A 25,376-nucleotide genomic window follows, 5' to 3' on the forward strand; every position below is an offset into this window, starting at 1 on the left:
CCGCTCCCCCGTGGCGCCGCCGGGACCGGGCCGCTCGACGCACTGTGACCCGGCGTCGTCGTGGACCGGGACCCCCGCTGACCGGCCGTCAGAACGCCGCGGGGCTCGCCTTCTTCCTATCCCGGGGCCGGACGCGGACCGCGTTCCGGCGGGCGGGCCGCACGGTACCCGGCGTCCTCCAGGCCCTGCGGCACCCGGCATTGTCCGACGCGGACGTGCTCTCGTGATAAGGAACCGGCCGAACGACCAAAAGATATGAGAAGAGTGCTAGGTCACAGCCGCGCCCTCTGCTGCCCGTTTGTGGGTCTGCCCTAGCATCCGAGCATGACGGTCCTGCCTGACGACGAGTTTTCGCTGGCCGCCGAGTTTCCTGACGCGACTCATGAGCAGTGGCAGCGCCTCGTCGAAGGCGTACTGCGCAAGTCGGGGAAGGAAGTCTCGGGCTCAGCGGCCGAAGACGCCCTGTCCACCACGGTGGAGGACGGGCTCACGACCCGCCCCCTGTACACCGCGCTCGATTCCGCACCCGATCCCGGCTTCCCCGGCTTCGCTCCCTTCGTACGCGGAGGCCGTGCCGAGGGGAACACCACCGGCGGCTGGGACGTACGGCAGCGGCACGGGGCGGTCTTGGACGGCGCGGTACTCGCCGATCTGGAGAACGGCGTCACCTCGCTCTGGCTGCTCGTCGGCGAGAGCGGCATTCCGGTGTCGTCGCTCCCGCGCGTGCTGGACGGCGTCTACCTCGACCTGGCGCCGGTGGTCCTGGACGCGGGGCACGAAACCGAGTCCGCGGCACAGGAGTTGCTGGCGCTGTACGAGAAGCGCGGCGTGGCGGCGGGGGACGTACGCGGCAATCTCGGCGCCGACCCGTTGGGTCATGAGGCCCGTACGGGGAAGGCGGCCGGCTTCGCGCCGGTGACGGAACTCGCGCGGCGCTGTGCCGCGGAGTACCCGGGCCTGCGGGCGCTCACCGTGGACGCGCTGCCGTACCACGAGGCCGGCGGCTCCGCCGCGCAGGAACTGGGCTGCTCACTCGCCACCGGCGTCGCCTATCTGCGGGAGCTGACCGCGGCGGGGGTACCCGTCGAACTCGCCTCCGGCCAGCTGGAGTTCCGCTACGCGGCCACCGCCGACCAGTTCCTGACCATCGCCAAGCTGCGGGCCGCACGCAGGCTCTGGGCGCGGGTCGCCGAGGTCTGCGGGGCCCCCGGCGCGCAGCTCCAGCACGCGGTGACCTCACCGGTGATGATGTCGCGCCGCGACCCGTGGGTGAACATGCTGCGCACGACGGTCGCCACGCTGGCCGCCGGAGTCGGCGGCGCAGACGCGGTCACCGTGCTCCCCTTCGACGACGCGCTCGGTGTGCCGGACGCGTTCGCGCGGCGCATCGCCCGCAACACCTCGACGATCCTGGTCGAGGAGTCGCATCTGGCCCGGGTGATCGACCCGGCGGGCGGTTCCTGGTACGTGGAGCGGCTCACCGACGAACTCGCCCACGCGGGCTGGGAGTTCTTCCAGCAGATCGAGCGGTCGGGCGGCCAGGCGGCCGCGCTGCGCTCCGGCCGGGTCGGCGAGGACCTGGCGAAGACCTGGGCCGCGCGCAGCGCGAAGCTCGCCAAGCGGCGCGAACCCATCACCGGTGTCAGCGAGTTCCCGCACCTCGCGGAGCGTCTGGTGGAGCGCGCACCCACGCCCGAGCCGCCGTCCGGAGGCCTCCCACGCGTACGGCGCGACGAGGCGTACGAGACGCTGCGCGCCCGCTCCGACGCCCATCTCGCGGCCAGCGGCGCCCGGCCGCGGATCTTCCTGGCCACCCTGGGCCCCGCCGCCGCCCACACCGCTCGGGCGACCTTCGCCTCGAACCTCTTCCAGGCGGGCGGCATCGAGCCGGTCACCGGGGAGGCCACCGCCGAGGCGTTCCGCGCCGGCGGTGCCACCGAGGTCTGCCTGTGTTCCAGCGACACGCTGTACGAGGAGCAGGCCGAAGCGGCGGTCGAGATGCTCAGGTCCGCGGGCGCACGGCATGTGTTCCTCGCCGGGCGCCCCGGGCAGTACACCGATGTCGACGCGTACGTGTTCGCGGGCTGCGACGCCGTCGACGTCCTCTCCACCACCCTCGACCGCATGGGAGTGTCCTGATGGGAATCCCCGACTTCTCCGGGATCGAACTGGGGACGCCCACCGCCGAGGGCGGCGCCGACGAGTGGCGCGCCGCCGTCAAGGGGGCGTCCGGAGGCGACGACCTGCTCTGGGAGACGCCCGAGGCCATCGCCGTCAAGCCCTTGTACACGGGCCGTGACCTGGAGGGCCTGGACTTCCTGGGCACCTACCCGGGCATCGCGCCGTATCTGCGCGGCCCGTACCCGACGATGTACGTCAACCAGCCCTGGACGATCCGCCAGTACGCCGGCTTCTCCACCGCCGAGGAGTCCAACGCCTTCTACCGGCGCAATCTGGCGGCCGGTCAGAAGGGTCTGTCCGTCGCCTTCGACCTGCCGACCCACCGCGGTTACGACAGCGACCATCCCCGGGTGACCGGTGACGTCGGCATGGCGGGCGTCGCCATCGACTCGATCTACGACATGCGGCAGCTCTTCGACGGCATCCCGCTGGACAAGATGACGGTGTCGATGACGATGAACGGCGCGGTGCTGCCCGTGCTCGCGCTGTACATCGTGGCCGCCGAGGAGCAGGGCGTTCCGCCCGAGAAGCTGGCCGGGACCATCCAGAACGACATCCTCAAGGAGTTCATGGTCCGCAACACCTACATCTATCCGCCGAAGCCGTCGATGCGGATCATCTCCGACATCTTCGCCTTCACCTCCCAGCGGATGCCGCGGTACAACTCCATCTCCATCTCCGGGTACCACATCCAGGAGGCGGGTGCGACGGCCGACCTGGAGCTGGCCTACACCCTCGCGGACGGCGTGGAGTACCTGCGGGCCGGGCAGGAGGCCGGGCTGGACGTGGACGCGTTCGCTCCCCGGCTGTCGTTCTTCTGGGCGATCGGCATGAACTTCTTCATGGAGATCGCCAAGATGCGGGCCGCCCGGCTGCTGTGGGCCAGGCTGGTCAAGCAGTTCGACCCGAAGAACGCCAAGTCCCTCTCCCTGCGCACGCATTCGCAGACCTCGGGGTGGTCGCTGACCGCGCAGGACGTGTTCAACAACGTGACGCGTACGTGTGTGGAGGCGATGGCCGCCACCCAGGGCCACACGCAGTCGCTGCACACCAACGCCCTGGACGAGGCGCTCGCCCTGCCCACCGACTTCTCGGCGCGGATCGCCCGCAATACCCAGTTGCTGATCCAGCAGGAGTCGGGCACGACGCGGGTGATCGACCCGTGGGGCGGCAGCGCCTACGTGGAGAAGCTGACGTACGACCTGGCACGCCGGGCCTGGCAGCACATCGAGGAGGTCGAGGCGGCCGGCGGCATGGCGCAGGCCATCGACGCGGGCATCCCGAAGCTGCGCGTGGAGGAGGCCGCGGCCCGCACCCAGGCCCGGATCGACTCGGGCCGTCAGCCGGTCATCGGCGTCAACAAGTACCGGGTCGACACCGACGAACAGATCGATGTCCTCAAGGTCGACAACTCCTCCGTACGGACCCAGCAGATCGAGAAGCTGCGCCGGCTGCGCGCGGAGCGCGACGAGTCCGCGTGCCAGGAGTCGCTGCGTGCGCTGACGGCGGCCGCCGGGGGCACCGGCAACCTGCTGGAGCTGGCGGTGAACGCGGCCCGCGCCAAGGCCACCGTCGGTGAGATCTCCGACGCTCTGGAGAAGGTGTACGGGCGGCACGCGAGCCAGATCCGTACGATCTCGGGTGTGTACCGCAACGAAGCAGGCGAGTCGCCGTCCGTCGAGCGCACCCGCACCCGGGTGGACGCCTTCGAGGAGTCCGAGGGCCGCCGGCCGCGCATCCTGGTGGCCAAGATGGGCCAGGACGGCCATGACCGCGGGCAGAAGGTCATCGCCACGGCCTTCGCCGACCTCGGCTTCGACGTGGACGTCGGCCCGCTGTTCCAGACCCCGGCCGAGGTGGCACGGCAGGCCGTCGAGGCCGACGTGCACATCGTCGGGGTGTCCTCGCTGGCCGCCGGGCACCTCACCCTGGTCCCGGCGCTGCGGGAGCAACTGGCGGAGGAGGGACGCGAGGACATCATGATCGTGGTGGGCGGGGTGATTCCGCCGCAGGACGTGCCGACCCTGCTGGAGATGGGCGCGGCGGCCGTCTTCCCGCCGGGAACGGTGATCCCGGACGCGGCGCACGACCTGGTGGAACGGCTGGCCACCGGTCTCGGACACGGCTGAGGCCCATGGCGATCGACCTCGACTCCTATGTGAAGGGCGTACTCGACGGGAAGCGTGCGTACATCGCGCGGGCCATCACTCTCGTCGAGTCCACCCGGGCCGATCACCGGTCCCTCGGGCAGGCGCTGCTGACCCAGTTGCTGCCCCACGGCGGCAACGCCCGGCGCATCGGCATCACCGGGGTGCCGGGTGTGGGCAAGTCGACCTTCATCGACGCGCTCGGCACAATGCTCACCTCGCTCGGGCACCGGGTCGCGGTGCTCGCCGTCGACCCCTCGTCGACCCGTACGGGCGGTTCGATCCTGGGTGACAAGACCCGTATGGAGCGCCTGGCGGTGGACCCCGCCGCTTTCGTACGCCCCTCCCCCACCGCCGGCACCCTCGGCGGCGTGGCGAAGGCGACACGGGAGTCGATGGTGGTGATGGAGGCGGCGGGCTACGACGTGATCCTGGTGGAGACGGTGGGTGTCGGCCAGTCGGAGACCGCGGTGGCGAACATGGTCGACTCCTTCCTGCTGCTCACGCTGGCCCGCACCGGCGACCAGTTGCAAGGCATCAAGAAGGGGGTCCTGGAGCTCGCGGACGTGATCACCGTCAACAAGGCGGACGGCCCGCACGAGCGGGACGCGCGTTCCGCGGCACGGGAGTTGGCGGGCGCCCTTCGTCTGATGCATCCGGTGGACGCGGCCTGGACTCCCCCCGTGCTGAGTTGCAGCGCCCGCGAGTCGACCGGCCTGGAAGCCGTCTGGGAGCGCCTCGAACAGCACCGCGTCCTGCTCGACTCGACCGGCCGCCTCGCCGCCAAGCGCCGCGACCAGCAGGTCGACTGGACCTGGACGATGGTCCGCGACGAGCTCCTCGGCCGGCTGCACGCGGATCCGGCGGTACGAGCCCTCACGCCCGCCCTCGAACAGCAGGTGCGGGACGGGGAGTTGACGGCCACGCTGGCGGCGGAACGCATCCTGGGCGTGTTCGGCGGCGCGGAAGGCTGACGCGTCAGGGCACTCCGCCCGTCCACGACGGGACGCGGCACCGTGTTGGCGCGACGGACACGGTGCCTGCCCGCGCCGCCCCTGGAACACGCGCCGCCGAGCCGTGGGCGACCGCGGACGGTGTCCCATGTCACCGTCCGCGATGTGAGCCGCTCACGCCACGGGACCGTGTCGCCCCCTAGGGTGGCCTGTGCAGCTGGTTCGCCCCGTCCGCCAGGCGGGATGCGTCGTAAGAGGGAACCCGGTGGGAATCCGGGACTGCCCCGCAGCGGTGAGTGGGAACGAACGCCGTCATACGCACTGGGCCCGACCGGGTCCGGGAAGCGACGGCCAGTAGGTGGATGCCCTTCGGGGAAGCCGCGCCCGCGAGTCCGAAGACCTGCCCGTTGCCCGCACGCGACCGTTCGCGCGCGGACATCCCGGTGACCTCGTGGGCGGGTCGGCGTACATACCGGCGGTCGACCGCGCCTCGTGGCGCGGGCGGATTCCGCCCGGTTCGTCACCCCTTCGCGTTCGCGTCCCGTCGTCGGGATCCCGACGAGACATCTCGCGAAGGAGATTTCCGTGACAGCCAAGCCCGCAGCCGCGGCAGCACGAGCCACCGTGTACGGCTACCCCCGCCAAGGTCCCGACCGTGAGCTGAAGAAGGCGATCGAGGGCTACTGGAAGGGCCGGACCACCGCCGACGCCCTCCGGGAGACCGCCGCCGGTCTGCGCCGGTCGAACTGGCGGCACCTGGCGGAATCCGGCATCCACGAGGTGCCGACCGGCGACTTCTCGTACTACGACCACGTCCTCGACACCAGTGTCATGGTCGGCGCCGTCCCCGAGCGGCACCGCAAGGCCGTCGAAGCCGACCCGCTCGACGGGTACTTCGCGATGGCGCGCGGCACCCAGGACGTGGCGCCGCTGGAGATGACCAAGTGGTTCGACACCAACTACCACTACCTGGTACCGGAGTTGGGTCCGGACACGGTGTTCAGGACCGACTCCGCACACCAGGTCGGGCAGCTCAGGGAGGCGATCGCCCTCGGTCACGCGGCCCGGCCCGTCCTCGTCGGTCCGGTCACCTATCTCCTGCTGGCCAAGCCGGCGCCCGGTGTCGCCGCGGACTTCGAACCGCTGACCCTGCTGGACCGGCTGCTGCCCGTCTACGCCGAGGTGCTCGCCGACCTCCGCGCGGCGGGAGCCGACTGGGTGCAGCTCGACGAGCCCGCTCTGGTCCAGGACCGCACCCCCGCCGAACTCAACGCCGCCGCGCGCGCCTACCGCGGCCTCGGCGCGCTGACCGACCGGCCGAAGCTGCTGCTCGCCTCGTACTTCGACCGCCTCGGCGACGCCCTGCCCGTACTGGCCAAGGCCCCGGTGGACGGCCTCGCGCTGGACTTCACCGGCGCGGCCGCCGCCAACCTCGACGCCCTGGCCGCTGTCGGCGGACTGCCCGGAAAGCGTCTGGTGGCCGGCGTGGTCGACGGCCGCAACATCTGGGTCAACAACCTGGAGAGGTCCCTCGGCACACTCGGCACCCTGCTCGGGCTCGCCGACCGGGTGGACGTCTCCGCCTCCTGCTCGCTCCTGCACGTACCGCTCGACGCGTCCGCCGAACGGGACATCGACCCGCAGATCCTGCACTGGCTCGCCTTCGCCCGCCAGAAGACGACCGAGATCGCCACCCTCGCCGAGGGCCTCGCCCGGGGCACCGACACCATCGCCGCCGAACTGGCCGCGAACCGGGCCGACCTCGCCTCCCGGGCGGCCTCCGCGATCACCCACGACCCGGCGGTCCGCGGCCGCACCACCGCCGTCACGGACACCGATGCCCGTCGCTCCCAGCCGTACGCCGAGCGGGCCACCGCCCAGCGCGCGCACCTGGGCCTCCCCCTCCTGCCGACCACCACCATCGGGTCCTTCCCGCAGACCGCCGAACTGCGCACCGCACGGGCCGATCTGCGGACCGGCCGGATCGACGTCGCCGGGTACGAGGAACTCATCAGGGCCGAGATCGGCGAGGTGATCTCCTTCCAGGAGAAGGCCGGCATCGACGTCCTGGTGCACGGCGAGGCCGAACGCAACGACATGGTGCAGTACTTCGCCGAACAGCTCACGGGTTACCTCACCACACAGCACGGGTGGGTCCAGTCGTACGGCACCCGCTACGTCCGCCCGCCGATCCTGGCCGGCGACATCTCACGGCCCGAACCGATGACGGTGCGCTGGACCACGTACGCCCAGTCGCTCACCACCAAGCCGGTCAAGGGCATGCTCACGGGACCGGTCACCATGCTCGCCTGGTCCTTCGTCCGCGACGACCAGCCCCTCGGCGACACCGCCCGCCAGGTCGCACTCGCCCTCCGCGACGAGGTCGACGACCTGGAGAGCGCGGGTACATCGGTCATCCAGGTCGACGAACCCGCACTGCGCGAGACACTGCCCCTGCGCGCCGCCGACCGACCCGCCTACCTGGAGTGGGCCACCGAGGCGTTCCGGCTCAGCACCAGCGGCGTACGCCCGGACACCCAGATCCACACCCACATGTGCTACGCCGAGTTCGGTGACATCGTGCAGGCCATCGACGACCTCGACGCCGACGTCATCAGCCTGGAGGCCGCCCGCTCCCACATGCAGGTCGCCCGCGAACTCGCCGCCCACGGCTACCCGCGCGAGGCCGGACCCGGTGTGTACGACATCCACTCACCCCGCGTACCGAGTGCCCATGAAGCCGCGGAACTGCTGCGCGAGGGGCTCGAGGCCATTCCCGCCGAGCGGCTGTGGGTCAACCCCGACTGCGGCCTGAAGACCCGCGGCTGGCCTGAAGTGCGGTCCGCATTGAAGAACCTGGTGACGGCGGCCCGCGAAGTCCGAAGCGGCCTGGAGCCGACGGCCTCCTGACACCGGCGTGGCCGGGGCGGACCACCCACTCGGTCCGCCCCGGCCGTCCGCCGCGCCCGCGGTCCTTCGCCGGTGCGCGCTGGGCTCACCAGCCCGTTCACGAACCGGCGTTGAGGGCGTGGGCCCACTCCTCGACGGTGGTGACCTCGCCCCGCCGGGTGAGGACGTCGTTCACGAGGGTGTGGTGCAGTGCGGTGTTGAGGTCGGCGCAGGCGTCGGACAGGACGGTGATCCTGTAGTCGAGGTCGGCTGCCTGCAGGGCGGTGGACAGGACGACGCCGCCGGTGCCGATGCCGGCCAGGACCAGGTGCTCGATGCCCTGGGCGGCCAGGATCTGCTGGAGGTTGTTCCCGGCGAAGGCGCTGACGCGGTTCTTGTGGACGACGATCTCGCCCTCCGCGGGGGCCACATCGGGGTGGATGGCGGCACCGGGGTCGTCGGCGGTGAAGACGTGGGACGGGAGGGAGCCGAAGACCTTGTTGCGGGGGTGGGCGTCGATGTGGCCGGGGCGCAGTCGGAGCGCCACGTGGATGACGGGGACGCCCGCGGCGCGCGCCGTGTCGAGTGCCTCCACGGCGTGCGGGAGGTAGTCGGCGGGCAGTTGGGCGAGGTGGTTGAGCTGGAGGTCCATCGCGAGGAGGGCGGTGCGGGGCATGGACTGCGCTTTCGTTCGGGTGTGCGGGAAGTCGCGGGGTGGTCTATGACGCCTGCGGCACGTCGGCCGAGGTGTCCCTGTCCGTGGCGCTGCCGAGTGTGCGGTCGAAGAGCGTCAGGAGGAGGTAGAGCACGCCCGCGCCGAGCATGACCCAGGCGAGGTGGTGCATGCCGCCGGTGTCCGCGCGCCGCCCGAAGGACGCGGCCGCCGTGGAGGACGCGACCATCGAGCCGACGTAGGCGAAGGTGCGCAGCAGGCCGGCCGAGGAGGCGGTCCGCTCGGGATCGGCCTGGAAGTAGACGGAGTTCTGCAGGGCCAGGCTGTTCAGCCCCTGCGGGACGCCGAAGATCAGGGCGACGAGAATCAGCGTCCACACGGGGCTGTCCCCGCTGAGTGTCAGCATCACCAGACAGGCGACGACCTGTCCCAGCCCGCCGACGAGCAGCTTGCCGCGCACGCCCGTGCGCCGTCCGGAGACGATCGATACACCGATGGCCACCAGGAACATGGGGATCTGCGCCAGCCCGGCATGGACGGGCGAGAGCCCGAAGCCCTCCTCCGTCCACTGGGTGAACCCGTAGAGGAAGGCGTAGGAGACGATGTAGGCGACCAGCGCGCGTCCGTAGGTCGCCAGTAGTGGGGTGTTGCCGCCCAGCACCCGCAGGTCGATGAACGGGGTGGGGGCCCGTAGCTCCCGCGCTGCGAACGCCGCGCTAGCGGCGATGGCGGTCACCAGCAGGTACCAGTCGCGCAGGTGCAGGTTCATCAGGAAGAGCAGCAGCGCGATGAGCGTCACGGCGAACAGTGCCATGCCGGGCAGGTCGAGCCGGGCCGCGAGGTGCCCGCGCTGCGGGGAGTCCTCAGTAGCGGGCTCCTTGGGCAGCCGGAGCAGCCCCAGCAGCACGGCCGCGACGGCCAGCGGCACGTTGAGCGCGAAGGTGGCGCGCCAGCCGCCCAGACCGATCAGGAGGCCGCCCAGCAGCGGGCCGATCACGGCGATGGTCTGGTTGGTGACGGCCAGGGCGGTCAGTACCCCGCCGGGGCTGTTCCGCCCGGTGCGCCTGGCCTCGCTGCGCAGCAGAGCCATAGCGGCGGGATACCCGGCACACGTGCCGAACCCGAGCAGGACCCGCGAGGCGATCAGCACCCCCAGGTTCGGTGCCAGGGTGCCGACGACACCGGCGACCCCGACAAGACTCGTGCTGACGAGGAAGAGCCGGCGCGGCCCGAAGACATCGATGAGCCGGCCGACGACGGGCTGCCCGAGAGCGGTGGCCAGGTAGAGGGCGGAGACCAGCCACGCGGTCTGCGAGGGTGGTGCGCCCAAGGCGTCGCCGATGGGTATGAGCGAGACGGCGATGATCGTCGAGTTGACCGGGTTCAGGACGGAGCCCAGCATCATCGGCGGCAGCAGCCGCCGGTCGAAGCCCGCCGTCGCCGTCGTGCCCCGTTCCCCTGTCTTCTGTTCAGTCATGGGTGAGGCGCTCCAGTACCGTCATGGCGGCCATCACGGTCCGTCGCTCCTCCTCCGTGCACCTCTCCTGCAGCCGGCCGGCAAGCCATTCCTGCCGGACCTGTCGCCCCTCCTCCACCCGTCGGTGCCCCTCCTCGGTCAGCGCGATCAGCAGACGGCGCCGGTCGTCGGGGTCGGGATGCCGTTCCACCAGTCCCAAGGCGGTCAGCGACGCGATCGTCGTCGTCATCGACTGGTGGCGTACGCCCTCGGCCGCGGCGAGCTCACTGGCCGTGACGCCGGGCCTGCCGGACAGGTGCGTGAGAACGGACGCCTGTCCCAGAGTGATGTCCTCGGCTTCGGCGGCGTTCAGGATGCGGCGGCGCAGGCGGCTGATGACCGTACGGACCTGTCGCGAGGCCTGAACCGCGGAGGGCGACGGGCGCGGGGTCTCCGTCATGCGTTGCACCGTTTCATGCGCTCCACAGTAGAACCCGCAGCTTGAGTTGTACAGTTTCAGCTGCACATCTCGGGGCGCTGAGATGCGGCGGCGTCCCCGGAGGTGGAGAGTGGGAACATGTCACAGCCATTGGTGCCACCGGGCGAAACCCCTCCGGTCGAGGGTTCGATCGCCGAGGCACATCAGGAACGGCCGGACGGCGGGATCTGGGAGCACCCCCTGTGGTGGCTCGGCCTGATCGTCATCGGGGCGATCATCGTGGCGGCCTATTTCGCCGCTCGCATCATCGGCTACTGAGGTCACCGGGACCCGCTCCGTGTGGAGCGCGCTCCGTGCGGTGCGGGCGCTCCAGGTTCCGGAGTGCGCGCGTCCGGCCCGCGGGGCACACGGCGTCCTCGCTTCCGCTCCGCCGCCCATTCCCTCACCCGGGTCGATCTCGGGTGTTGCCGTTGTTCTCGGGTGCGGCCGGCTTCGCGAGGCTCGGCCGCACGTGGGTGACGCCGCTCCCTGAGGCATCCGCTCCTCCCTTGGCGCGAAGAACCGCTGGAGGCCCACAAGGGATGCGCATCATGACATCTGATGAACCTGATGGTTTCGTCTGCGACCCGGCCCTCGGCACGAGCGCCGCACGCCAGAACGTGCGCAGCTGTCTCAGTCAGTGGCACGTCGAAGGGCTCGCCGACGACGCCGTGCTCGTGCTCAGCGAACTGCTGTCCAACGCCCTGCGCCACGGCGCGCCGCCCGTCCGGGTGTCCGTGACCCTTCGGCGTACGCGCCATGACGGCCCCACCGTGCACATCGAGGTCGCCGACGCGGGCCACACCCTCAACTGTGGCGTCTCAGGCTCTCGTTGGGGACACCCCACCTGCACGATGGACGAGAACGGCAGGGGCCTGTGTCTCGTCGACGCGCTCTCCAGCCGCTGGGGTGACGAACCGACACCGCAGGGGCACACGGTCTGGGCCGATCTCGCCTGCGACGCCGGGAGAGCCACGTGATCCTGTGGAGGTACCGCTCTCCTCGTCGCCAGGGTCGCGAAGGACGGCGGCGCGTGACGGGTCGTCGGGACGGGCGGACCTCGGTCACGCCCGGCACCGACATCCCTCACTCAGGCACGGGGTCGCGCGCTCGGGCCGGGCAGGACCGTGACGTCCGCCGGGGTGAGCGCGACGTGTTCGTCGGCGCACTCCACCACGACCCGCACCGGTGCCGCGCACTCACTGTGCCGGATGTCGAGAACCGGGCCCTCTGGGTCCGCGACGTACGCCTCGCCCCACTGCCTGAGCGCCACCAGGACGGGCCACAGGTCCCGGCCCTTGCGGGTCAGGCGGTATTCGTACCGCGTACGGCTGCCCGCTTCCCGGTACGGCTCGGTCCGCAGGATCCCGGCCGCCATCAGCTTGCGGAGTCGGCCGGCCAACACCGCCTCCGAAAGGCCCACATGACGGCGGAAGTCGTCGAATCGTCGGACGCCGTTGAAGGCGTCGCGCAGGATCAGCAGTGTCCACTTCTCGCCCACCACGTCGAGTGTGCGCTGGACCGTGCAGTTCTCCGTGCTCACTTCGAGCCACTCCATACCCGCATCATAGGCGAGCTGGCTTCGCCATTGACAGTCAGCTGCGGCCCCGGCTAGCTTCGATTTACGCAGTCAGATGAGGAGCGCAGGCATGGGCCGGTCACGTACGTACGAGTGGGAAGACCCCTCGGTCTCGGCCTCCGAGGTCGGACGGACCAGCGGGCTCGAGTTCCTGCGCGCGATGATCGCCGGCCGGCTGCCCGGTCCTCCCATCGGTGCCACGATCGGAATCGTGCTCGAAGAGGTCGAACACGGGCATGCGGTCTTCTCGCTGGAGCCCGGCGAGGAGCACTACAACCCCATCGGCAGCGTCCACGGCGGGGTCTACGCGACCCTGCTGGACTCCGCGGCGGGGTGCGCCGTCCAGACGACGCTTCCGCAGGGCATGGCCTACACCTCGCTCGACCTGACCGTGAAGTTCCTGCGCCCGATCACGGTGGACACCGGCAAGGTCCGCGCCGTGGGCACCGTCCTGAACGGCGGCCGCCGCACGGCACTGGCCCAGGCCGAGCTGTACGACTCCGCCGACCGGCTGCTCGCCCACGCCACCAGCAGCTGCCTGCTGTTCCCGGCGCCGACGGCCTGAACCGTACGGCGCGTCGGGGGCTGTCGCCGCCGTAGCGCCCCCACAAACGGCGAGGTCGTCGTCCTGAGGTCCTCGCGGGCGGTCTCGGCACCGCCCGGCCGTGGGGTTCCGCTCAGGGCGCGAGACGCGCCATGCCCGCGACCCGGGGGCGACCAGGTGCAGGGTGGCCGCGGGCCACGCCATCAAGATCTGGCGCGAGTCGTTTCGTTCACGGCTTCGGCCGTCGCTCCAGCGCGCGGGAGGTCGCTTTGGTGCGGCTCGAAGGCCGGTTCACCGCGGCTCTGAGGCCGGTTCATCACGGCGCGCGGGTCGGTTCACCGCGGCGCGCGGGTCGGTTGACGGCGGCTCGGTGGCCGGTTCACCGCGGCCAGGAGGTCGCTTTCGCCATGTCCCGGAAGTCGGCTCGCCCCGCCCGGAAATCGGTGCGCAAGCGGGCAGGCCGGGCTCTGTAGCGGATCTGGCGCATGTCGCGCCGTTCGTCCTGCCGTCGCCCGCGAGCTCCCGTCGCCGGGACCGCCCGTGCCTGCGGAGTCTGCGCTCCGCAGGCACGGGCTTGCCACCCTGCCGTAGGTCAGGCGGGGGTGATGTTCTCGGCCTGCGGGCCCTTCTGGCCCTGGGTCACGTCGAACGTGACGGCCTGGCCTTCCTGAAGCTCACGGAAGCCACTCGAGTTGATGTTCGAGTAGTGCGCGAAGACGTCGGGGCCGCCGCCGTCCTGCGCGATGAAGCCGAAGCCCTTTTCCGAGTTGAACCACTTCACGGTTCCGGTGGCCATGTCAATGCCTCTCAGTCGATTTCGGATCCGCACCGCGCGGATCCGGAGGTGATCGCCCTGGTCCTCAGGCACTGCACAGCAAAAAGCCCGCACCGGAGCGCGGGCAGGTACTGCGAACCACGACATCTGCGAGCGACGCTACACGGCGAATCCGCGTACCACCAGAGAGCAACGGCCATCAGGAAAGAGAGCCGCCCCACCTCGGCGCAGCAAAAGCCCGCAGTTCGGGCCGTTTCACACCGGGGAGTGACGGCCGAACGATGGGGGCACGAGCGTCCACACGGGGCGCCACGGGCCACCCGGCACCCTTCCCGCACGCCCGGCCGGGTGAGCGGGCCGGGCCGGGCCGCGCGCGTTCGCGTTCTGCTGGCGATCCACGTCGGGTCGACCGCCGCCCGAGCGGTTCAGGAGGGCGCGCCGGTCAGGACCTCCACCTTGCCTGTGTCGAGCGAGTAGTAGGCGCCGACCACAGCGAGGGAACCCTTCTCCACGAGCGGCGCGAGGTCCTTGTTGGTGCGCAGGTCGTCCGCGGTCAGCTTCACCTGGGCGCGGGCCATGGTCTCGACCGGGTCGGAACCGCCTTCCCGGGCCGTCCGGTCGTACGCCGGACGCAGAGCCTCGACGATCGCCTGCAGATTGCCCGGCAGTGGTTTGCTGTCGCGAATCGACTTGTACGCCGCCTCGACCGCTCCGCACCTCTGATGTCCGAGGACCACGATGAGCGGAGTGCCGCTCGTCATGGGTCCGTATTCGACCGAGCCGGTGACCACCGGGCCGATCGCCTCCCCGCCCGTGCGCATCACGTAGAGGTCGCCCAGTCCGGTGTCGAAGAGCAGTTCGGGCGGCACCCGGGAGTCGATGCACGAGAGCACCGACCCGAAGGGCACCTGCTCCTGGGCGACGAGTTCTCGCCGGTCGGGGTCCCGGTCGGGGTGCTCGAGGTGTCCGCTCACCCAGCGCTTGTTCCCGTCCATGAGTCTCGCGAAGGCCGCGGCGGGCGTCTTCGGCCGCGGTGCCGGCGACGTGCCGCTCGCCGACGCGGTGCCGGCCGCCGGCGAAGTCCCGGGCGCCGACACCACGGCTTCCGTGGTGGAGCACCCGGCGACCGCGGCCGCCGCAACCGCGAATCCGCCGGCCAGCAGCACCCTGCGTGCCGGTCGTTCCGGACGTCCTGTTCTGTCCATCGTCTTTCCCCTCGCCGCCACTCGGACACGTCTGCGCGTCTTGACCAGGGCGATTGTTCAGCGCGGCGCGCGTACCCCGGCGACAGGCGCAAGCGGGCGATGACCTCATTGCCACCAACGGCCCACACATCCGGGCCGGACCGCGGCTCGGACACCCCCTGCCGATGTCGCGGATCGCACGGAACGCACCGCACCGCCACGCCGACGCGATCCGGCTCGTCGCCGGCCCGACCGGCTGGTTCCGAGCGTCAACCGGCAACGCGCGATCAGGCGTCGTCCGGCGCGGCCCGGTCATCAGGGTGTCGGTGCGCGCCGGCGGGACCTGTCCGGGCCAGCAGCAAGGTGGTGTCGTCGGACAGCGAGGGGGTGCGGCGGGCGGCGAAAGCCCTGTCGCACAGTTCTTCCAGGGGCAGCCTCGGGTGGGCCAGGGCGGCGGCGAGGCGACGTATCCCCAACTCGATGTCCTCGGTCGGGAATTCGACCAGTCCGTCGGTGTACAGGGCGATCAGACTGCCGTCGGGGATCTCGATGCGAACGGATTCGAAGTGCCCCAGACCCAGGCCGATCGGGACTCCGGGGGGAATCTCGGTGACGGTCGCCACGCCGGTGGGGCCGACGACGACGGGTGGAAGGTGTCCGGCTGCGGCGATGTCGACGTGCCGTTCGGCCGGGTCGTAGACGACGTACAGACAGGTGGCGCCGACGCCGGAGACGGTGGCGCCCGGGGAGTCCGCGTCCTCCTGCGTCAGGCGGCCGACCGTGCGGTCCAGGCTCGTCAGAAGCTCGACGGGCGGCAGATCCAGGTCCGCGAGCGTGCGCAACGCGGTGCGGAGCCTGCCCATCGCGGCCGCCGCCTGGATGCCGTGCCCGACCACGTCGCCGACGACCAGGGCCACCCGGTCGCGGGGCAGCGCTATCACGTCGTACCAGTCGCCTCCCACACCGTGGTCGAGGTCGGCGGGGAGATAGCGGGAGGTCACCTCCAGGGCTGGTCCGCCGGACAGGCGGGCCGGGAGGAGGTTGCGCTGCAGGGCCAGGGCGGCGGTGTGTTCGCGGGTGTAACGGTGGGCGTTGTCGAGGCTCAGCGCGGCACGCTCGACGAGTTCCTCCGCGAGGACCAGATCGTCCTGCTCGAACGGGGCGGGATTGTCCGTCCGCACGAAGACGGCGATACCGAGTGCGGCGCCCCTCGCCTGGATCGGCACCATCATGACCGTGTGCATGTCGGTCCTGCGGATGACCCGCGACCGCTGCGGATCGCACCGCAGCCAGGTGCCGAGGGACTTCCGCAGCATCGGCTCGATGTAGGACCTCCCCGTGGTCAGCACCTCGGTGAACGGCGAGGCCGGCGGGACGAAGACGGGCTCACCGCGGTCCCACAACGCCTCCGGGATGCCTTCGTGGATCGACGCCACCCCCGCCCGGCGGAAGACGGGGATGCGTCCGGCGTCCCTTCCCAGCCGCGCCAAGGGCTCCTCACCGAGGGGGACGGACTCCGCCAGATCCACGGTGACGTAGTCGGCCAGCCGCGGGACGGCGAAGTCGGCCAGTTCCTGCCCGGTCTGCATGACGTCGAGGGTGGTGCCGATCCGGGTGCTGGCCTCGCTCAGCAGGGCGAGGCGGTCGCTCGCGAGCCGTCGGCGCGCGTCGGGATGAGGGTCGAACGCGGCCAGCCATCGGGGTGCGCCGTCCCGTGCGGCCAGACGGGAGATGCGCAGTTCCCCTTCCAGCCGGTGCCCGCGGCGGTGACGCAGCTGGGCGGCGGCGGTGGGTGCCAGCAAGTCCGCGAACGGCCGGCCGATCACCTCCTCGGCCGCGTAACCGAGCAGTCGTTGGGCGCCCAGCGTCCAGCCCGCCACGCACCCGTCCGCGTCGATGACCGCCGCCGCCATGCCCTCCGTCTCGACACGCCCGCCCCACAGCCCGTCCGGGCGGCCGGCCGCGGCTCCCTCGTCGGTGGTCATGGCTGTCTCCCGGTGAGCGGACCGGTCACTGCCCCGACGGTGCCGAACCAGCAACTGCCGTGATCACCGGGACGCGGGGACCGTGAAGCCGAACTCGGCGCCGTGCACCCGCTCCTGAGGCAGGTGCGCTCATGGAGCGCCCGCGGTGCTCACGGGGTGAGACCGAGCTGGCGCAGCATGCCGAGCTCGTCGCTGCTGCCCCAGCGCTCGACCATTTTCCCGTCGGCGAACCGGCTGATCTGCATGCCCCGGTAACTCACCGTCCTGCCCGTCGCGCTGTGCCCCATCAGTTCACCGAGGTGTGTGCCCGTGATGGTGTACGCGAAGGCGATCTCGTCGTCGGTGGCCATGACGTGCTCGACCTCGATGTGCAGATCGGGGAAGGCTTGTCTCATCGTGGCGAACATCTCCTCGTAGCCCTCGGGTCCGGAGCCCTGGCCCGGGGCCGGGTCGTGGTCCACGGAGCCGGGCGCGACGTACTCGTCCAGCTCGCCGAGGTGGTCACTGTTCACCGCTGATCCGAAGTTCTCCAGGACGGCGAAGTTGCTGCTGCGCGGCATGACGCGCTCCCTGAGGTCGGTGTGGTCTCGGGCGCGCACACGTGCGGGGTGTGCGGTCGCATGGTCCTCCCCTCCACGATAGGTCTGGCGGACTGGCGTGGCCTGCTGGAGCCGGAGGTGAGGACCTCGTTCCGCACCTCGGGCGGCACGGACGTGAAGAACCCCGGGGCGTGAGTCCGTCGCCGCCCCCGCGCGGACACGGCGGCGGCGTACTCACCCGCGGGTCCCCTGCTCCGCCGTGCTCCGGAAACGGGCGCGGTAGACGGTGGGTGCGACACCGATGATGTGCTGGAAGCTGCGCCGCATGGATTCGGCGGAACCGAAGCCGGACCGCTCGGCGACGGCGTCCACCGAATCGTTGCCGCTCGTGAGCAGCGCCTGCGCGGCTTCGACGCGCACCAACTCCACGTACCGCCCCGGTGTCATGCCGACCTCCGTGCGGAAGAGCCGGCTCAGATGCCGGGAGCTGACGCCCGCCTGCAGCGCGAGGGCGTCCATGTGGTGGGCCTGAGCCGGGTCGGCCGCGATGGCGTCCATGACCCCGCGCAGCACGGGATGTCCGGAGCCGCGCGGCGTCATCCGGGCACTGAACTGGGACTGACCGGCCGGCCGGGCCATGAAGACCACGAGTTGCCGGGCGACGGCGCGTGCGAGGTCCGCCCCGTGATCCGCCTCGACGAGCGCGAGCGCCAGATCGATGCCGGTCGTGACGCCCGCCGAGGTCAGGACCGGACCGTCCTGGACGAACACGGGATCGGCCTCGACGCGCACGCGGGGGTAGCGCGCGGCGAGTTCGTCCGCGAGCCGCCAGTGGGTCGCGGCGCGGCGGCCCTCCAGAATCCCGGCCTCGGCCAGCAGGAAGGCGCCCGCGCAGACCGAGGCCGTGCGGGACGAACGCGTGGAGAGCGCCGCGACCAGGTCCACCAGACGATGGTCGTCGACCGCTCGCCGCCAGTCCGGGCGGCCGGGCACCACGAGGGTCCCGAGCCGCCCGGGCAGTTCCGCCGCCGACGTGTCGGCACTGAGCCGCACCCCGGACGAGGTACGGATGCCCGCCCCGGTCTCGGACACGATGCGTACGTCGTAGTCGGCACCGTCCTCGTTGGCGCTGGTGAACACCTCGGCGGGACCGGCTACATCGAGCAGCTGCACTCCGTCGAAGGCGAGCACCGCCACCGTGTGGGGCGAACTCCGCTTGCTCGTACGGTGATCGGCCCTCACTCGGGCCATGGCGAATCCAGGATGGTGGTGACGAAGTCTCCGCGCTCGAACCCGGGGACGTAGTGGGCGAGGACGTCGGCCTTGACGTTGCCGAAGGTGGTCTCCGGCTTGTCCCGGACGCCTTCGGTGAAGGACTCGAGGATGCGGCGCTTGAAGTCGGGCCGGGGATGCAGGGCGGTGATCGCCGCGCGGTCCTCGTCGGAGACGTCGTCGTAGCCGATGCCGAGGACGTCGTACTCGACCCCCGCGGTCACCAGGGCGACCTCGGGTTCCATGAACTGCGGCACTCCGGGGGTGGTGTGCAGGGCGATGGCGGTCCAGACCCTGCGGATGCTGTCCTCGGGTACGTCGTGCGCGCGCAGGAACCGGCGGGCCTCGTCGGCGCTGTCCACCTCGAACCGGCGGCCGCTGTGGTGGAAGCGCTCGCCGAGTCCCAGGTCGTGGAACATGGCCCCGATGTACAGCAGCTCGGGATCGAAGCTCAGATCCCGGTTGCGCCCCTGAAGGCTCCCGAACCAGAACACCCGGCGCGAGTGGTGGAAGAGGAGTTCGGTCGAGGTGTCGCGCACCAGCGCGGTGGCTTCGCGCGCCAGGCGCGTGTCGGGCACCGTCACCCCTGCCGCTGTGTCTGTACGACTCGACATCACATCCGCCTCCTTGTTGCCGTCCACCGGTCCTGGCCGGGGGATCTTCCGTGTTCCTCCTCAAGGTTCCGCTCGGATCGAGGGAGCCGCCATGACGCTGGAGCCATATGCCCCACAGATCCGGACACCGGTGTCCGGGACACCACCACCGGTCCTACCCCGAGGGCTTTGCATGATCATGCGTTTCAATGCATACTCTTTCTATGTCTAAGGTCCTCACCTCCCTTCCCGCCGACGAGCGCGTCGGCATCGCCTTCTCGGGCGGTCTCGACACCTCGGTCGCGGTCGCGTGGATGCGCGACAAGGGAGCCATCCCGTGCACCTACACCGCCGACATCGGCCAGTACGACGAACCCGACATCGCCTCGGTGCCCGGCCGCGCGAAGACCTACGGTGCCGAGATCGCGCGCCTGGTCGACTGCCGCGCGGCACTGGTCGAGGAGGGCCTGGCGGCGCTCACCAGCGGGGCGTTCCACATCCGCTCGGGCGGGCGCGCCTACTTCAACACCACCCCGCTCGGACGTGCCGTCACCGGCACCCTTCTGGTCCGGGCGATGCTCGAGGACGACGTACAGATCTGGGGCGACGGCTCGACGTTCAAGGGCAACGACATCGAACGTTTCTACCGGTACGGCCTGCTCGCCAACCCGCACCTGCGGATCTACAAGCCCTGGCTGGACGCGGACTTCGTGACCGAGCTCGGCGGCCGCAAGGAAATGTCGGAGTGGCTCCTCGCCCACGACCTGCCCTACCGCGACAGCACGGAGAAGGCGTACTCCACCGACGCCAACATCTGGGGCGCCACCCACGAGGCCAAGACCCTGGAGCACCTCGACACCGGTGTGGAGAGCGTGGAGCCGATCATGGGCGTCCGGTTCTGGGACCCCTCGGTCGAGATCGCCACCGAGGACGTCACGATCGGCTTCGACCAGGGCCGCCCGGTGACGATCAACGGCGAGAAGTTCGCCTCCGCCGTGGAACTGGTGATCGCGGCCAACGCGATCGGCGGCCGGCACGGCATCGGCATGTCGGACCAGATCGAGAACCGGATCATCGAGGCCAAGAGCCGCGGCATCTACGAGGCGCCCGGCATGGCCCTGCTGCACGCGGCGTACGAGCGCCTGGTCAACGCGATCCACAACGAGGACACCGTCGCCCAGTACCACAACGAGGGTCGACGCCTCGGCCGGCTGATGTACGAGGGCCGCTGGCTGGACCCGCAGGCGCTGATGGTGCGTGAGTCGCTGCAGCGCTGGGTCGGCGCGGCCGTCACCGGCGAGGTGACCCTGCGACTGCGGCGCGGCGAGGACTACTCGATCCTCGACACGACAGGCCCCGCGTTCAGCTATCACCCGGACAAGCTGTCCATGGAGCGCACCGAGGACTCGGCCTTCGGCCCGGTGGACCGGATCGGCCAGCTCACCATGCGCAACCTCGACATCGCCGACTCTCGCGCCAAGCTGGAGCAGTACGCCGGGCTCGGCCTGATCGGCACCTCCCCCGCCATCGGCGCCGCGCAGGCGGCCGCCACCGGACTGATCGGCACCATGCCGGAAGGCGGCGCGGAGGCCATCGCCTCCCGCGGCGAGGTCTCCGAGGACGACGAGATGCTGGACCGCGCCGCGATGGAGTTCGGCACGGACTGACCTGCCCGGCCTGACGTGGCCTCAGCATCCCCTGGGAGGCGACGCGTCGGGAGGGACGGGCCACCCCCCGTCCCTCCCGACGCGCACAGCGGGACGGCACAACGACGGTGCCCACCACGCCGGTTGGCGATCTCATCGAAATCCCCTGGCACGTCGACGGCGAGGAACGCTACGATCCCGCCGATGACGACTCATTCTGTTCACAGATTGGGGGCCCCGTCCGCGCAAGGTGAGTGCTGATGCTCACTCGGACCGCGAACCGGGATCCCCGGCTTTCCCTCTGGCTGCGCGTGCGCGAGTTCGCCGTGCCGCCCTCCATGATCGAGACGTCGACCGCCCGCCGCTGTGCGGGCGACTGGGCGGGGGCCTGCGCCGCCGCGCGGATCGACGTCGACTTCAGCCCGCGTGCGCTGGCACGCACCCACGGCCGGGACCTCGCCGCCCGGATCCGGGCCGATCTCCGCCATCTCGCTCCCGACCTGCTGCGCTGGCACATGCCGAGGATCGCCCCCGACGGCCTGCTGCGTCCGGGGCTGACCATCGCTCTGGCCCGGTACGACGAGGCGGGGCGGTACGGTACGGGCCCGGTGCACCTTGTCGCACGGACACCGCCGGCCTGGGCGGACGCCGGGCAGCGGATCAGCCTCGCGCTCTGGGACGGCTCCTGCTCCGACGTCAGCGCCCGTCGCCACCCTCACCCCCATCCCGACCGGCGGTTCCGTCTCGACCTCCACCGCCATCTGTGGGACGCGCGCAGGACGGACGAACTGCGGATCCGTTCCGGTGCCGAGCGACTGCCCGCCGACGTCCCACCCGCGGTGCCTCCGGAGGCGTTGGCGAGGGTGCCGCAGGGGCACCGGTGCGCCGTCGACCGATGGGCGGCCGAGGCGGGGATCGTGGTCCGCGCCGAGGGGCGATCGGCCGACGCCGTCGCCGTGCGGATCGGGGCCCGGCACCGAATGGTGCTGAACCTGGTCTCGGACGGGGACGGGGACGGGCAGCCCGCGCTGCGGATCACACCGGCATCCACGCGGGCCGACACCTCCACGCTGCCGGTCCTGCCGGACGCGGCGACCTGGGTGCTGCCCGACCTGGATCTGATCCGCGCCGGCGCGATCGAGTGGGACCGGCTGCACCCGCTGGTCGCCTCGGCACTGGCACCAGGAACGCCGGACCGTTCCGCGGTACGCCCGTCACCGACCGTGGACCGACCAGGACGACCGCACCTCGTCGAGTGCCGGGGAGCGCGGCACCGGATCGGCCTGGTCGACGGGGCCCTGGCCCCACTGGACCACGACCCGGACGAGATCCGCCGCGAAGAACTGCTGGCCGCGCTGACCGGTACCCCACTCCCCTGCCTGCGCGCCATCGATGTGGCCCACCGCCGGCCGGACTGCCTCACCGGCGTCCGTGAGCGGCTGGACCACGGCGACACCGCCGGCGCGCTGGCCGTCGTCGAAGGCCTGCTCGGCCCCGACGCACTGCTGCGCGAGGGCGCCCTGCGGGACGAACTGGAGTCGGCCGCGCGGCGGCGGATCACGTACGGGCTCTACAGAGCCGGCCTGCTCGGCGCCGAACCGGACACGGACCCCGGGCCCGGCACCGGACCTGGTCCTATCCGCTCCGGCCGTCGCCGTGCTTAAGCCCCCGGCCGCCCGCACCCGCGCCGCGCGACCTTCCGCTGACCCGGGGACCCTCCCCGCGGACCCCCTCCCGCGCCCATTCACCGCCACGGCCTCCGTCCTCCGCGCCCTCTTCGGGCCGCCACACATCCCAAAGGTGATCGCACATGTCCACAGACACCCGTTCCCCCGCGACCGGCATCCGCACCGTCCCGCCCCACCCCGCCCAACTCGACGTCGCTTAAGGCGCGTTGCTGGCCCTGCTGCGGGACACGGCCACCGAACCGCGCCCCGACATCCAACTGGAGGCCCTGACCCTGGCGGTGGCCGCCGACCTGCCCGTACTGCTCTGGGGTGAACCGGGGATCGGCAAGACCGCGGCGCTGACACAGCTCGCGGCGGCCCTCGACCTGCCGTTGACCACGGTGATCGCCAGCGTGCACGAGCCGTCCGACTTCTCGGGGCTGCCCGTCATCGGAGACGATCCGGCGGAACAAGGGGTACCCATGGCCCCGCCGGACTGGGCGGTGCGGCTGGTCCGGGCCGGCCGGGGACTGCTGTTCCTGGACGAGCTGTCCACCGCGCCGCCGGCCGTTCAGGCCGCTCTGCTCCGTCTGGTCCTCGAACGGCGGATCGGCGCGCTGCGACTGCCGCCCGGGGTGAGGATCGTGGCCGCGGCGAACCCGCGGGCCTCGGCCGCCGACGGCTGGGAGCTGAGCCCGCCGCTGGCCAACCGGTTCGTCCACCTCCAGTGGACCCATGACCACGAGGTCGTGGTCCGCGGGCTCGGCGGGACCTGGCCCCGGGCCACGCTGCCGCGGCTCGACCCCGAGCGGTTGCCGGGAGCCGTGGACTTCGCCCGCCGGGCGGTGTGCGGACTCCTCGCCGCCCGCCCCGGGCTCGTACACCGGCTGCCCAGCAACGAAACGCGCAGGGGCGGCCCCTGGCCGTCTCCCCGGAGCTGGGAGATGACACTGTGCCTGATCGCCTTCGCGACCGCGGCCCGCTCCTCCCGCGAAGTGCTTTCCCTGCTGGTCAGGGGCACCGTGGGGGACGGTCCGGGGCTGGAGTTGCTGGCCGGTCTGGACCGGATGGACCTCCCGGACCCCGAGGTGTTGCTCGCCGACCCGGAGAGTGCCGCCCTGCCGGAACGGGGGGATCTGCGACAGGCCGTGCTCGACGGTGTGGTGGAGGCCGTCCGCAAGCGACCGGAGCGGTCCCGCTGGGAAGCGGCGTGGGCGCTTCTCGTCCGGGCGGTGGAGACCGGTGCACCGGACCTGGTGGTCGTACCCGCGAACACACTCGCCTCGTTGCGCCAGGAGGACTGGGACGTTCCGGCGTCGATCGAGAAGCTCGCCGGAGCGGTCTCCCTGTCCCGGCGGGCCGACCGCGCGGCGGCCCGGACCGCGGTCGCCGCGCCGGCCGGCCGATGAACACAAACGCGCCGGGCACGCCTGACACACCAGGGACGCCGGACGTACCCCGGGCGCCGGACACACCCGAGGCTCCGGACGCGCCGGACACACCCGGGGCGCTGGACCGGGACAAGCTCTTCGCCGCCCGGCTGCATGCCGCCCGGGTCCGGCCCTACCTGGCGACGGCGCTCTTCGCCCTGCACACCGTGGAGTCGCGGCAGGTGCCGACGATGGCCGTCGACCGGCACTGGCGGTGCTACGTGTCAGCGCCGTTCGTGGACCGGACGTCGGTGGAGGAGCTGGCCGGAGTATGGGTGCACGAGGTGTCGCACCTGCTGCGCGACCATCATGGGCGCAGTGACCGGGTCGCGCGGGAGCGTGGGCTGACCGGCCCGGGTGAACGGCTGCGGATGAACATCGCGGCGGACTGCGAGATCAACGACGACGTGTTCGGCGAGGGGCTCCTCCGGCCCGAAGGCGCTGTCACCCCGGAGACCCTGGCGTTGCCCGAGGGCGAGTTGATGGAGGACTACCTTCGTCGGTTCCGGCTCGGCCCGCGCACGCAGAGCCTGGTCTGGCTGGACTGCGGCAGCGGCGCCGACGGACTGGACAGGGAATGGGAGTTGGGCCCGGACGGGGCGTACGGCCTCAGCGACCAGGAACGGGACGCCGTGCGGTTCCGCGTGGCGCAGGGCATCACCGCACGTCCGGGGAACACCCCCAAGGGATGGCGGCGATGGGCGGAGGAAGCGTTCCAGCCACCGCAGCCGTGGCGGGACCTGCTGGGAGCGGCCGTCCGTTCCGCGGCCTCCGGCTCCGGCGCGGGCGAGGACTACACCTACGGCCGGCCGTCGCGGCGCTCGGCCGGGGTACCCGGCGCCGTACTGCCGAGCCTGAGGCGCAGACCGCCTCGGGTCTCCGTGGTCATCGACACCTCCGGGTCGGTCAGTGACGCCGAACTGGGCAGCGCGCTGCGCGAGGTCGTCGCGATCTCCCGTGCCGTGGGGGGCCGCCGCGACCTCGTCACCGTACTGCCCTGCGACGCGTCCGCCAGGATCGTGCACTCCCTCTGCCAGGCCGAGGGAATACCGCTGGTGGGCGGTGGGGGCACCGACCTGCGTACGGGCTTCGCCCGAGCCCTGCGAAGGGGGCCCCGACCGGATGTCATCGTGGTCCTGACCGACGGTCAGACGCCCTGGCCGAGCAACCGGCCGCCGTGCCGGACGGTGGTCGGCCTGTTCCCCCGACAGCGCTCGTCCGCCTCGTGGGACGAGGACGATCCCGACTACGTCCCCGACTCGCCGCCCGAGTGGGCGCGGGTGGTCGTCATCGAATCGGCTCCCGCCGCACGGTGAGTCCTTCGAGGCCTCTCAGGACGGGACCAGGCCGGACGCGCGTGCCGATGCGGCCTGACGGGGGTGCGC

Annotated in this window: 21 protein-coding genes and 1 riboswitch; of the genes, 11 read left to right on the forward strand and 10 right to left on the reverse strand. The window is 71.5% G+C overall.

The features are described from left to right. Positions 1–324 precede the first annotated feature (324 nt). The 4 genes from HEP85_RS03250 (at position 325) to metE (ending at position 8,191) form a co-directional block, all read left to right on the forward strand. Positions 325–2,139, forward strand: a complete 1,815-nt coding sequence (locus HEP85_RS03250; protein WP_168526025.1) for a methylmalonyl-CoA mutase subunit beta — start codon at positions 325–327, stop codon at positions 2,137–2,139. Beyond that, entirely contained in the window at positions 2,139–4,310 is a 2,172-nt protein-coding gene (gene scpA / locus HEP85_RS03255; RefSeq protein WP_168526027.1) for a methylmalonyl-CoA mutase, read from the forward strand. The genes HEP85_RS03250 and scpA overlap by 1 nt, the downstream gene beginning before the upstream one ends. 5 nt (positions 4,311–4,315) lie before the next feature. Next, on the forward strand, positions 4,316–5,302 hold the full coding sequence (gene meaB, locus HEP85_RS03260; RefSeq protein ID WP_168526029.1) for a methylmalonyl Co-A mutase-associated GTPase MeaB: 987 nt from the start codon (positions 4,316–4,318) through the stop codon (positions 5,300–5,302). 180 nt (positions 5,303–5,482) lie between these two features. Beyond that, a riboswitch (cobalamin riboswitch) is annotated at positions 5,483–5,704 on the forward strand. Between the two features lie 162 nt (positions 5,705–5,866). Next, entirely contained in the window at positions 5,867–8,191 is a 2,325-nt protein-coding gene (gene metE, locus HEP85_RS03265; protein WP_168526031.1) for a 5-methyltetrahydropteroyltriglutamate--homocysteine S-methyltransferase, read from the forward strand. Positions 8,192–8,288: 97 nt separating this feature from the next. Here metE and HEP85_RS03270 read toward each other — a convergent pair whose 3' ends face one another. The 3 genes from HEP85_RS03270 to HEP85_RS03280 are packed head-to-tail and all read right to left on the reverse strand — an operon-like array spanning position 8,289 to position 10,759. Continuing rightward, positions 8,289–8,846, reverse strand: a complete 558-nt coding sequence (locus tag HEP85_RS03270) for a cysteine hydrolase (RefSeq protein WP_168526033.1) — start codon at positions 8,844–8,846, stop codon at positions 8,289–8,291. Positions 8,847–8,889: 43 nt separating this feature from the next. Beyond that, positions 8,890–10,320 carry an MFS transporter gene (locus HEP85_RS03275; protein WP_168526035.1) on the reverse strand — a complete coding sequence of 477 codons (1,431 nt, stop codon included), beginning with the start codon at positions 10,318–10,320 and terminating at the stop codon, positions 8,890–8,892. Further along, entirely contained in the window at positions 10,313–10,759 is a 447-nt protein-coding gene (locus HEP85_RS03280; protein ID WP_168526037.1) for a MarR family winged helix-turn-helix transcriptional regulator, read from the reverse strand. The genes HEP85_RS03275 and HEP85_RS03280 overlap by 8 nt, the downstream gene beginning before the upstream one ends. A gap of 117 nt (positions 10,760–10,876) precedes the next feature. Here HEP85_RS03280 and HEP85_RS03285 point away from each other — a divergent pair, with 117 nt between their 5' ends. Next, the gene (locus HEP85_RS03285; RefSeq protein ID WP_168526039.1) at positions 10,877–11,056 is read left to right on the forward strand and encodes a DUF6480 family protein; all 180 of its coding nucleotides are present in this window, start codon (positions 10,877–10,879) and stop codon (positions 11,054–11,056) included. Between the two features lie 272 nt (positions 11,057–11,328). Next, the gene (locus tag HEP85_RS03290) at positions 11,329–11,757 is read left to right on the forward strand and encodes an ATP-binding protein (RefSeq protein WP_168526041.1); all 429 of its coding nucleotides are present in this window, start codon (positions 11,329–11,331) and stop codon (positions 11,755–11,757) included. A 110-nt stretch (positions 11,758–11,867) separates the two neighbouring features. Here the strand turns inward: HEP85_RS03290 and HEP85_RS03295 are convergent, their stop codons facing one another. Continuing rightward, entirely contained in the window at positions 11,868–12,335 is a 468-nt protein-coding gene (locus tag HEP85_RS03295) for a helix-turn-helix domain-containing protein (RefSeq protein ID WP_168526043.1), read from the reverse strand. A 91-nt stretch (positions 12,336–12,426) separates the two neighbouring features. Here HEP85_RS03295 and HEP85_RS03300 point away from each other — a divergent pair, with 91 nt between their 5' ends. Further along, on the forward strand, positions 12,427–12,921 hold the full coding sequence (locus HEP85_RS03300; protein ID WP_168526045.1) for a PaaI family thioesterase: 495 nt from the start codon (positions 12,427–12,429) through the stop codon (positions 12,919–12,921). Positions 12,922–13,492: 571 nt separating this feature from the next. Here the strand turns inward: HEP85_RS03300 and HEP85_RS03305 are convergent. The 6 genes from HEP85_RS03305 to HEP85_RS03330 all read right to left on the reverse strand — a co-directional run bounded on the left by HEP85_RS03305 (position 13,493) and on the right by HEP85_RS03330 (position 19,269). Continuing rightward, complete coding sequence (locus HEP85_RS03305) at positions 13,493–13,696, reverse strand: cold-shock protein (RefSeq protein ID WP_148009846.1); 204 nt, start codon at positions 13,694–13,696, stop codon at positions 13,493–13,495. Between the two features lie 404 nt (positions 13,697–14,100). Further along, entirely contained in the window at positions 14,101–14,880 is a 780-nt protein-coding gene (locus tag HEP85_RS03310; RefSeq protein ID WP_329284949.1) for a carbonic anhydrase, read from the reverse strand. A 266-nt stretch (positions 14,881–15,146) separates the two neighbouring features. After that, positions 15,147–16,844 carry a SpoIIE family protein phosphatase gene (locus HEP85_RS03315; protein ID WP_168526049.1) on the reverse strand — a complete coding sequence of 566 codons (1,698 nt, stop codon included), beginning with the start codon at positions 16,842–16,844 and terminating at the stop codon, positions 15,147–15,149. A gap of 149 nt (positions 16,845–16,993) precedes the next feature. Then, positions 16,994–17,404, reverse strand: coding sequence for an ester cyclase (locus HEP85_RS03320; RefSeq protein WP_168526051.1), 411 nt, complete (start codon positions 17,402–17,404; stop codon positions 16,994–16,996). 213 nt (positions 17,405–17,617) lie between these two features. Next, positions 17,618–18,634: a GlxA family transcriptional regulator gene (locus tag HEP85_RS03325; RefSeq protein ID WP_211117811.1), complete on the reverse strand. Its 1,017-nt coding sequence runs from the start codon at positions 18,632–18,634 to the stop codon at positions 17,618–17,620. Beyond that, positions 18,622–19,269 carry an HD domain-containing protein gene (locus HEP85_RS03330; RefSeq protein ID WP_168526053.1) on the reverse strand — a complete coding sequence of 216 codons (648 nt, stop codon included), beginning with the start codon at positions 19,267–19,269 and terminating at the stop codon, positions 18,622–18,624. The genes HEP85_RS03325 and HEP85_RS03330 overlap by 13 nt, the downstream gene beginning before the upstream one ends. Positions 19,270–19,472: 203 nt before the next feature. Here HEP85_RS03330 and argG point away from each other — a divergent pair, with 203 nt between their 5' ends. The 4 genes from argG to HEP85_RS03350 all read left to right on the forward strand — a co-directional run bounded on the left by argG (position 19,473) and on the right by HEP85_RS03350 (position 25,307). Beyond that, positions 19,473–20,915, forward strand: coding sequence for an argininosuccinate synthase (gene argG / locus HEP85_RS03335; RefSeq protein WP_168526055.1), 1,443 nt, complete (start codon positions 19,473–19,475; stop codon positions 20,913–20,915). Between the two features lie 239 nt (positions 20,916–21,154). After that, a complete protein-coding gene (locus tag HEP85_RS03340) occupies positions 21,155–22,558 on the forward strand; it encodes a hypothetical protein (protein WP_369657568.1) in 1,404 nt (467 codons plus the stop codon). A 230-nt stretch (positions 22,559–22,788) separates the two neighbouring features. Beyond that, on the forward strand, positions 22,789–23,970 hold the full coding sequence (locus tag HEP85_RS03345; protein WP_369657569.1) for an AAA family ATPase: 1,182 nt from the start codon (positions 22,789–22,791) through the stop codon (positions 23,968–23,970). Continuing rightward, positions 23,967–25,307, forward strand: a complete 1,341-nt coding sequence (locus tag HEP85_RS03350) for a VWA-like domain-containing protein (protein WP_168533271.1) — start codon at positions 23,967–23,969, stop codon at positions 25,305–25,307. Before HEP85_RS03345 ends, HEP85_RS03350 begins: the two co-directional genes overlap by 4 nt. Positions 25,308–25,376: the final 69 nt, after the last annotated feature.

This window comes from Streptomyces sp. RPA4-2 (genome assembly GCF_012273515.2).
GTDB classification, from domain to species: Bacteria; Actinomycetota; Actinomycetes; order Streptomycetales; family Streptomycetaceae; genus Streptomyces; species Streptomyces kaempferi.